General features: G+C 49.3%; 7 protein-coding genes and 1 riboswitch. Of the genes, 4 read left to right on the plus strand and 3 right to left on the minus strand.

From position 1 onward, the window contains the following. Positions 1-306: 306 nt before the first annotated feature. From topA to ACQY6F_RS05565, 4 genes are all read left to right on the plus strand, one after another. Positions 307-2,940, plus strand: a complete 2,634-nt coding sequence (gene topA / locus ACQY6F_RS05550) for a type I DNA topoisomerase (protein ID WP_428772810.1) — start codon at positions 307-309, stop codon at positions 2,938-2,940. A gap of 421 nt (positions 2,941-3,361) precedes the next feature. Next, positions 3,362-4,579, plus strand: coding sequence for a glucose-1-phosphate adenylyltransferase (gene glgC, locus ACQY6F_RS05555; protein ID WP_428772812.1), 1,218 nt, complete (start codon positions 3,362-3,364; stop codon positions 4,577-4,579). Further along, positions 4,569-6,032 (plus strand): glycogen synthase GlgA, encoded by a 1,464-nt coding sequence (gene glgA / locus ACQY6F_RS05560; RefSeq protein ID WP_428772813.1) that lies wholly within the window; start codon positions 4,569-4,571, stop codon positions 6,030-6,032. Before glgC ends, glgA begins: the two co-directional genes overlap by 11 nt. A 168-nt stretch (positions 6,033-6,200) precedes the next feature. Continuing rightward, complete coding sequence (locus tag ACQY6F_RS05565; RefSeq protein WP_428772815.1) at positions 6,201-7,004, plus strand: alpha/beta fold hydrolase; 804 nt, start codon at positions 6,201-6,203, stop codon at positions 7,002-7,004. Positions 7,005-7,029: 25 nt separating this feature from the next. Here the strand turns inward: ACQY6F_RS05565 and ACQY6F_RS05570 are convergent, their stop codons facing one another. The 3 genes from ACQY6F_RS05570 to ACQY6F_RS05580 all read right to left on the minus strand — a co-directional run bounded on the left by ACQY6F_RS05570 (position 7,030) and on the right by ACQY6F_RS05580 (position 8,744). Further along, on the minus strand, positions 7,030-7,338 hold the full coding sequence (locus ACQY6F_RS05570; protein WP_428772817.1) for a DUF2007 domain-containing protein: 309 nt from the start codon (positions 7,336-7,338) through the stop codon (positions 7,030-7,032). Then, positions 7,335-8,027 (minus strand): TVP38/TMEM64 family protein, encoded by a 693-nt coding sequence (locus ACQY6F_RS05575; RefSeq protein WP_428772819.1) that lies wholly within the window; start codon positions 8,025-8,027, stop codon positions 7,335-7,337. The genes ACQY6F_RS05570 and ACQY6F_RS05575 overlap by 4 nt, the downstream gene beginning before the upstream one ends. A gap of 129 nt (positions 8,028-8,156) precedes the next feature. Beyond that, on the minus strand, positions 8,157-8,744 hold the full coding sequence (locus ACQY6F_RS05580) for a TfoX/Sxy family DNA transformation protein (RefSeq protein WP_428772820.1): 588 nt from the start codon (positions 8,742-8,744) through the stop codon (positions 8,157-8,159). A gap of 111 nt (positions 8,745-8,855) precedes the next feature. Then, positions 8,856-8,969: riboswitch (cyclic di-GMP riboswitch) on the minus strand. Positions 8,970-9,162 lie beyond the last annotated feature (193 nt).

Genomic DNA, 9,162 nt, shown 5'->3' on the forward strand with positions numbered 1-9,162 from the left:
TGGTGCCTTATAGCAAGAGGTTCAGAGTAACTCTGAAGGAGTAGAGTTGTAAATTACGGCTATACTAAAGCTTTTTGTGAGCAGAGACTAAATTTTTCAACTTTTTTGGTCCACCGCCAACACTGCCGTATAGTATGTGGCAATTTCGTGTCGGCTACAATTCGATGAATAGTCGACCAAACAGAGCCAATTTTTCTAAAAAGATATTGATCTTCTTCTATTCTCGCTCAATAGTAAAAAAAGAAGCATCTAATAGAATGTTATGCGATAAAATCGCAGTTATGAGCAAGGGCAATTGAGTCAATTATGGGTAAATCACTCGTTATCGTAGAGTCTCCAGCTAAGGCAAAAACTATCAATAAGTACCTTGGCAAAGACTTTATCGTCAAATCCAGTGTCGGACACGTGCGTGATCTGCCGACAGCTGGTCAAAGTAGCGGTAAAAAAGCCCCTGCGGTTTCTACCAAAGGTCTGAGTGCAGAAGAAAAAGCTAAGCTAAAAAAAGAAAAAGACCGCAAGTCGTTGATTAAGAAAATGGGTATCGACCCGTATCACGGCTGGCAAGCGAACTATCAGATTCTGCCGGGTAAAGAAAAAGTAGTGGCGGAGTTACAGAAACTCGCCAAAGACGCGGACAGCGTCTATCTCGCAACCGATTTGGACCGCGAGGGAGAAGCCATCGCTTGGCACCTTCGTGAGATCATCGGTGGCGATGAAGAGCGATACAAACGGGTAGTCTTTAACGAAATTACCAAAAATGCCATCCAGCAGGCGTTTGAAAGCCCGGGTGAACTGAGTATGCCTGGCGTCAACGCCCAGCAGGCGCGTCGTTTTATGGACCGGGTGGTCGGCTTTATGGTGTCGCCACTGCTGTGGAAAAAAGTCGCGCGCGGCTTATCTGCCGGTCGGGTGCAATCTGTAGCGGTAAAACTGCTGGTCGAGCGTGAGCGCGAGATCAACGCTTTCATCCCGGAAGAGTTCTGGGATATCCATGCCGATACCAAGACCCAGGACAAACAAGATTTCCGATTGCTGGTGGCACAGAAAAACGGCACGGCTTACAAACCAGTCAATGAAGCGGAAGCGAAACAGGCTGTCGCGGCACTGGAAAAGGCCGAGTATGAAGTGTGTAAGCGTGAAGACCGGCCAACCTCGAGCAAGCCTTCGGCACCGTTTATCACCTCGACGTTACAACAGGCGGCCAGTACCCGACTGGGTTACGGGGTGAAAAAAACCATGATGCTGGCTCAGCGGCTGTATGAAGCGGGTTACATCACCTATATGCGTACTGACTCGACCAACCTCAGCAGCGAAGCTGTCGATGCGGTACGCGAATATATTGACAGCGAGTTTGGCCCGGATTATTTGCCAGCCAAGCCGAATGTTTACGGTAGCAAACAGGGCGCGCAAGAGGCGCACGAAGCGATTCGTCCATCCAGCGTTAGTGTCAAAGCGGATGACCTGCAGGGTATGGAAGCGGACGCTCACAAACTGTACGCCTTGATCTGGAACCAGTTTGTCGCCTGTCAGATGACGCAGGCCAAATACGATTCCACCACTGTCAGCGTCAAAGCGGCAGAGTTCACCCTCAAAGCGAAAGGTCGCATTCTCAAGTTTGACGGCTGGACTCGTGTGCAGCGTCCGCTGGGCAAAAACGAAGATCAAATTCTGCCTCCGGTGCAGGTTGGGGATAAAGTCTCCCTGCAGGCGCTGGATCCAAAACAGCACTTCACTAAGCCACCGGCACGCTTTACCGAAGCCGCCCTGGTTAAGGAGCTGGAAAAACGTGGTATTGGCCGCCCGTCTACTTATGCGTCAATCATATCCACCATCCAGGACCGCGGTTACGTTAAAGTCGAACAGCGCCGTTTTTACGCCGAAAAAATGGGTGAAATCGTCACTGATCGTCTGGGCGAAAGCTTCCAGGATCTGATGAACTACGACTTCACCGCCCGAATGGAAGAAAAACTGGACCAGATCGCCGAAGGTCATGCCGACTGGAAAGGCGTGCTGGACAGCTTCTTTAGCGACTTTACCGGTGACCTGGCGAAAGCCGAACTGGATGAAGACGAAGGGGGTATGAAGCCTAACCACATCGTGATGACCGACATTGAATGCCCGACCTGTGGGCGTCCGATGGGAATCCGTACTGCTTCAACCGGTGTGTTCCTGGGCTGTTCCGGCTATGCGCTACCGCCAAAAGAACGCTGTAAAACCACCATCAACCTTGGTGATGAAGAAGGCATTATCAACGTCCTGGAAGAAGACGTTGAAACCGCTGCGCTGCGAGCCAAAAAACGTTGTCCTATCTGTGAAACCGCGATGGATGCGTATTTGATCGACGATAAGCGTAAGCTCCATGTGTGTGGTAACAATCCGAACTGTGAAGGCTATATTGTCGAGCACGGCGAATTTAAAGTGAAGGGCTATGACGGCCCGGTTGTCGAGTGTGACAAATGTGGTTCAGACATGGTGCTGAAAAACGGCCGCTTTGGTAAGTACATGGACTGTACCAATGAGGAGTGTAAAAACACCCGCAAGATTCTGAAGAACGGTGAAGTGGCTCCGCCAAAAGAAGATCCGGTTCATTTACCGGAGCTGCCATGCGAAAACTCGGACGCGTATTTTGTGCTGCGTGATGGTGCTTCTGGCTTGTTCCTGGCGGCGAGTAATTTCCCGAAATCTCGTGAAACCCGGGCGCCGACTGTGGCGGAGCTGATCCGCTTCAAAGACCGTCTGTCACCTAAGTTCCACTACCTGACGGAAGCGCCAGCGGAAGATCCTGATGGCCGACCGACACTGGTTCGTTTCAGCCGCAAGTCGAAAGAGAACTATGTCCGCTCTGAAATCGACGGTAAACCATCAGGCTGGACGGCTCTGTACATTGATGGCAAGTGGGTGGTTACCGATAAGCGTAAGAAACCAGCGAAAGCCAAATAAAAGAATAAAAAGCAGCGATATCGCTGCTTTTTTTGTGCCCGAAATCAGCCATGCCACTGGCAGCTTTGTGGTCAGGATTGAATCGCGTTGTTTCGCCTGTTTCGAGCCGGTGTTTCTTTTATGTTGTCAAAATATCAAGTTAATGCTCCGAGTTGTGAAGCTTGGCAGCCAATTTTGTTGCAACTATCACGCTTGTCATAGCCCGGTAGAATTTGAATTGTAATCTGATAAATATAGGGTAGTTTATAGGTAACCCTATGCGTAAAAAAGGGTGATAGTAACAGTCCATTTACCAGAGTATGTACGGTGTATTGCCGGGATGTCGGTGGCACCTCAGTTAAAATTACAAAATATGACTACAAGATAAGCCCCCCACTTAACTAAGCTTATCGAAACGGACAAAACAACATGGAGAATTATAATGGCTGGTGTTTTAGGTATGATACTTGCTGGCGGCGAGGGTTCACGTTTACGGCCACTGACGGAATCCCGGAGTAAACCTTCGGTTCCTTTTGGCGGTAGTTACCGACTAATCGATTTTGCGTTAAACAATTTTATTAACGCAGACTTAATGCGAATTTATGTACTGACTCAGTTCAAATCTCAATCTCTGTTTCAGCATCTCAAAAAAGGCTGGAATATCAGCGGTATCACCGATAGGTTTATCGATCCGATTCCGGCCCAGATGCGTAAAGGTAAGCGCTGGTACGAGGGCACCGCCGATGCCATTTACCAGAATATCGGCTTTATGGAACTGGCCGACCCAGACCAGGTGTGTATTTTCGGCTCCGATCATATCTACAAAATGGACATCAAGCAGATGCTTGATTACCACAAAGAGAAGAAAGCGTCGTTGACCGTTTCAGCGCTGCGCATGCCGCTGCATGAAGCGTCTGAGTTTGGTGTGATAGAAGTGGATGCCGAAGGGCGGATGATCGGTTTCGAAGAAAAACCAGCCAACCCCAAATCAATTCCGGGCGATCCGGAGCATGCGCTGGTGTCCATGGGGAACTATGTATTCGATGCTAAGGCGCTGTTTGCAGAACTGATTGCAGACGCTGAAAACGAAAACTCCAGCCATGATTTCGGTAAAGATATCATTCCTAATATGTTCCCTAATGGTGACGTGTATGTGTATGATTTCAGCACCAACCGAATTACCGGTGAAAAGGAAGAAGTCTACTGGCGTGATGTGGGTACCATTGACGCTTACTGGCAGGCGCACATGGATTTGCTGAAAAAAGATGCGCCATTTTCGCTCTACAACCGTAAATGGCCGCTGCATACCTATTATCCGCCACTTCCGCCGGCCACCTTTACGGATTCGGTCAATGGCCGGGTACAGATCATTGATAGCCTGGTGTGCAGTGGTAGCTATATTCGCGGTTCCCGGATTGAAAAATCAGTACTCGGTTTTCGCAGTAATATTGCATCTGCCTGTGATATCAGTGAAAGTATTTTACTCGGAGATGTCAAAGTGGGCGAAGGCTGTGTGTTGCGCCGAGTGATTAGCGACAAGAATGTTGATATCGCTCCAGGCACGCAAATTGGGGTGAACCTGCAACACGATAAGCAACATTTCCACGTGTCTGAAGACGGTATCGTTGTTATTCCAAAAGGAGCGAGAGTTGGCTACTGATCAACTGGCTATTCTATTTGTCGCCTCAGAGGTAGAGGGTTTAATTAAAAGTGGTGGCTTGGCCGATGTGGCCAAGGCATTGCCTGAGGCACTGTTGGGGCTGGAACAGGATGTCCGCCTGACTATTCCCGCCTATAGCAAAATTTCCGGATTAGAAAACGCCCCGGTGCTGCTGGAAACCGAGTTAGATTTCTGGCCACACACGGCTTATCGCGTGCTGCAGCTGGCTGTGGCGGGAGTGATGGTATATGCCATCGACTGCGGCAAATATTTCGACCGCACTGAAATGTATGCCGAGAATAACCAGGCCTACGAAGATAATGGCGAACGGTTTGGCTTTTTTGCCGCCGCTTGTCTGGATATGCTGCCCAAACTCGGCTTCCAGCCAGATATTGTTCATGCCAACGACTGGCACACCGGACTGGTCCCGTTTTTACTGAAAAAACGCTACGGTCAGAACGATTTCTACCGCGGAATGCGGTCGATATTTTCCATCCATAACGCGGTGTTTAAAGGGGTATTCAGTTACGACGAGCTGCAATGCCTGCCGGAATTCCATACCAGACACGCTCCGGAAGCGGCGGTCAGCAGCACCCACGTTACCATGTTGAAAGCCGGGGTGATGTCCTCAGATAAGATCAATGCCGTCAGCCCCTCCTATGCGGAAGAGCTGAAAACTGTGCTGGGCAGCCATGGCATGGTGCAGGAATTCCAGGCCCGTCAGGCTGATTTAGTCGGGATCTTAAACGGCTGTGACTATTCAGCCTGGAATCCGGAAAACGACCCACATCTTCCCGAGGGGTTTCATGCCGAGAAAGCCAGTATGATTGCGGGCAAACATGCGGCGAAAGCTGCACTGCAACATAAACTGGGGTTACCGGTACAGGAAGTGGCGATGTATGGCATGGTCTGCCGCCTGACAACCCAGAAAGGGGTCCATTACCTGATTCCTATCCTGCATGATCTGCTCAAACATGAGCTACAGCTGGTGGTTGTTGGCACCGGAGACCCGGTTATTGCCAGCCAGTTGAAAGAGCTGGCGGCCCTGTATGGCAACAAATTCATTTTTGTGGAGGCCTACAACAATGAACTCGCCCACCTGGTTGAAGCCGGGTCCGATTTCTTCTTGATGCCGTCAGAATTTGAACCGTGCGGACTGAACCAGATTTACAGCATGGCTTATGGCACGTTGCCAATCGTGCGCGGAGTAGGGGGGCTGAAAGACAGCGTCACTGACTACGATGAAAATCCGGCAGAGGCGACCGGGTTTGTGTTTTATGAACCGTCACCCACCGAACTGCTGCTGAAATTGCTGCGCTCTCTGCTGATGTATGAACAGCAGCGTGAAGAGCTAATACGGGTGCAGCTGTATGCTATGACCAAAGATTTCTGTTGGCGAAAAGCCGCTCAGCAGTACATCGAGTTATACCGCTCCGCACTGGCGCATAAATAGCGAGTGTTTATTGCATAAGGCACTGGCATCACCCGGTAAGACGAAAAGGAGCATTTAGCTCCTTTTTTGTCACTAATGGCGACTGACCAGCCAAAAGACCGACCACCTTGCGCCATATATGTGCTAATCTTTTGCCCTGAGTAACACCGGGGCCAAGAGTCATCATACATGTCGCACGCACTATTATTTCATAAGACTTACTTACACCCTTCCAGCAAGGAATGGGTGGTGTTTGTGCATGGTGCCGGTGGCAGTTCTTCAATCTGGTTTAAGCAGATTCGCGCCTATAAAGCGCATTTTAATCTGCTGTTGATCGATCTGCGGGGTCACGGTAAATCAGGCAACCTGATCAAAGAACTGATGAACAATCGCTACACGTTCAAATCGGTTACCCTTGATATTCTCAAGGTACTGGATCACCTCAAGATACAGTCGGCCCATTTCGTTGGCATGTCGCTCGGAACCATCATCATTCGCACCTTGGCAGAATTGGCTTCTGACCGCGTCCGCACTATGGTACTCGGTGGCGCAATTACCCGGCTTAATACCCGTTCTCAGGTATTGGTGCAACTGGGCAATCTCAGCAAGCACATCATTCCGTATATGTGGTTGTATCGGCTGTTCGCTTACATTGTCATGCCACAGAAAGGGCAGAAAGAGTCGCGTTCGCTGTTCGTGCATGAAGCGCGTAAACTTTGCCAGAAAGAGTTCAAACGCTGGTTTATCCTCACCGCCGACGTCAACCCTTTGATGCGTTATTTTAAAGACCGCGAACTGCCGATCCCGACGCTCTATCTGATGGGTGAAAAGGACTATATGTTTATTCAGCCGGTAAAAGAGATGGTGGCGGTGCATCAGCAAAGTGAACTGCATGCGATTCCCGATTGTGGTCATGTCTGCAACGTCGAAAAGCCTGATGAGTTTAATCAGGCTTCGCTGGCCTTTATCCACAAACACGTCGAAAAATTCTAACCAGAACTGCTCTGTCGGCTTTTGTTCAAGGTGCTGGGGTGCAGCATTGCCAGCAGATGGCAAACTGCGCTTCGTTTAGCTCCTGACAGTTAGGACAGCGCCATACTGTGCGGTGGGTTTTGGGCGCCATGAAATCGCGAATCAGCGCTTCAGCTTGTGCTTGCTGCCTGGGCTCAAACAGCCAGACATAAGGCTGAGTGCTCTGATCGATAGGCAGCTCTCCCTGCAAGCCAAATAGTTGTTCTCCCCGGACTTCGCACAGAATATCTTCACTTTTTAGCAATTCGCAGACGATATGGGCTTCAGGTGGATTTTGAGCCTGGAATATCTTCATCCTGCACCATTTTCAGCATTAGGGAGCGATTTAAACTTACGCAGCAGCCACTTGGCGATTAATGGAAACAGCCCAACCAATGCCAGTGAAGCGATTACTCCGGGTGATAAGATGCCGGACAGGCTATCAATTTGAGCCAGTTGTGCCCCGGCATTGAGGAACACCACCGTCACCGGCAGCATACCTATCTGACTGACCAGGTAGAAACGCAGTGCGGTGATTGGGGTCAGTCCCATCAGCAGATTGATGAGAAAAAACGGGAATACCGGGATCAAACGCAGAGTGAACAGGTAGAAGGTACCGTCACGCTTAATGCCCTGGTTCACCACGGCCAACTTGCTGCCGAATTTACTCTGTACCCAGTCTTTAAGCAGAAAACGGCTACTGAGAAAGGCCAGGGTGGCGCCGATTGTACTGGCAAATGAAACCAGCACCAGGCTGGGCCAAAAGCCAAATAGGGCCGCACCGAGCAGGCTGGTAACGCCTGCACCTGGAATAGACAGCGCCGCAATCACGATATAGCTAAAAAAGTACAGGGTCGCGGCCAGCAAAAAGTGCTGTTCGATATACTGGCTTAGAGCCTGTTGTTGGTTTTTGGCATTTTCCAGGGTGAGATAGTCGCCAAACTGGCTACCGGCAATGATGATGACGAAGAGCAGGCCAACGGCGACGATTAACTTCTTGTTCATAGGAGTGCTCCAAAATCGAATGCCGATAGCGGCAACATGTCTTCTATTAGAACACTTTAGCAGAGTAAAACTTTCAGCGGCAGATAAAAAAAACCAACGGCGATGCGTTGGTTTTTTTGTCGATTACGGTTAACTCAGGTGTTTGGATAACTCCTCACGCCTGGATTGCGGTATCACTGACCAGTGAGTGCCGCTTATCGCGCCTTCTAACGCCCACAATAACTCCAGGCTGACTTCAGCTGAATGAGTCTGCTGGATAGCTTTAAAGGCTTCCAGTGAGCCGCGTTGCTCAAGTTGGTCTACGGTTTCGATGCCGGCTTTCTTAAGCATCCTTTCCGTGGCCAGTCTGAGGTTTGGCAGGTCTTTCAAACGGTCAGGTTTGGCGTTGGCTTGCGAGTCTTTCTCCCGCTTCGCCGCCGATAAGGCGTTTTTGGCAACTTCAATAGTATGAGAAGGATTGAGGTCCCAGTCAGGCATTGCAAAATATTTAGTCACAACGGGAAAGCCACGTTTTTTGTACACGTAAGGCTCTAATCCTTTGAGCTTAAACTCTTTGGTAGACTGACTGTCGGCTCGAATATGAAGTTTGTCCTGAACGACTAGAGCGAACATGGTTTCGTCGGCAAAAATGCCAAACCCACCAAACATAGATCGGGATTTAATCCGACCTAGCGGCTCAAAAAGTCGCATTGAGTCTTTTAATACTGGTTTGTCCATGCTGTATTTCTCGGTGTATATCAATACGCCACCTGATCAGGTCCGAGATCCTAGCAAAAGCATGCAGAAAGTTGTCAAACAGTAGTAAAAGTTGACTCTGCATTCTTTACCATCGGCAACCCCGCTACCTTTTATCGCTACTTCTTTGGTCTTTCGTCAAAGTAGCGATAAGTCAGGCCGGAGGCTTTGCGTCCTACCCTTTCGGATAGTTTGCCCTGTGCGTGGCTAAGTTGTTACTTAAGGATAAAAAAGTTTTTGGCTTAATATCACAACTTGGTTGCGTAAATGGGATCTTGATTCAAAAATCACCGTAAATAAGGCGGTGTTTTGTCACTTAGATTACCGCCTTGAATTATATACAAAAATTACTTTTTGAGGTTATAAACTGAGTTTCTTTCCACAATTTCTGGATGCATTT

Origin of the sequence: Vibrio sp. (genome assembly GCF_050299255.1) — a bacterium.
Taxonomy (GTDB): Bacteria; Pseudomonadota; Gammaproteobacteria; order Enterobacterales; family Vibrionaceae; genus Vibrio.

Excerpts from the sequence above, each read along its gene's own strand:
- ACQY6F_RS05580 (WP_428772820.1), bottom strand. The coding sequence starts at position 8,744 with ATGGACAAACCAGTATTAAAAGACTCAATGCGACTTTTTGAGCCGCTA.
- ACQY6F_RS05575 (WP_428772819.1), bottom strand. The coding sequence starts at position 8,027 with ATGAACAAGAAGTTAATCGTCGCCGTTGGCCTGCTCTTCGTCATCATC.
- ACQY6F_RS05570 (WP_428772817.1), bottom strand. The coding sequence starts at position 7,338 with ATGAAGATATTCCAGGCTCAAAATCCACCTGAAGCCCATATCGTCTGC.
- glgC (WP_428772812.1), top strand. The coding sequence starts at position 3,362 with ATGGCTGGTGTTTTAGGTATGATACTTGCTGGCGGCGAGGGTTCACGT.
- topA (WP_428772810.1), top strand. The coding sequence starts at position 307 with ATGGGTAAATCACTCGTTATCGTAGAGTCTCCAGCTAAGGCAAAAACT.
- ACQY6F_RS05565 (WP_428772815.1), top strand. The coding sequence starts at position 6,201 with ATGTCGCACGCACTATTATTTCATAAGACTTACTTACACCCTTCCAGC.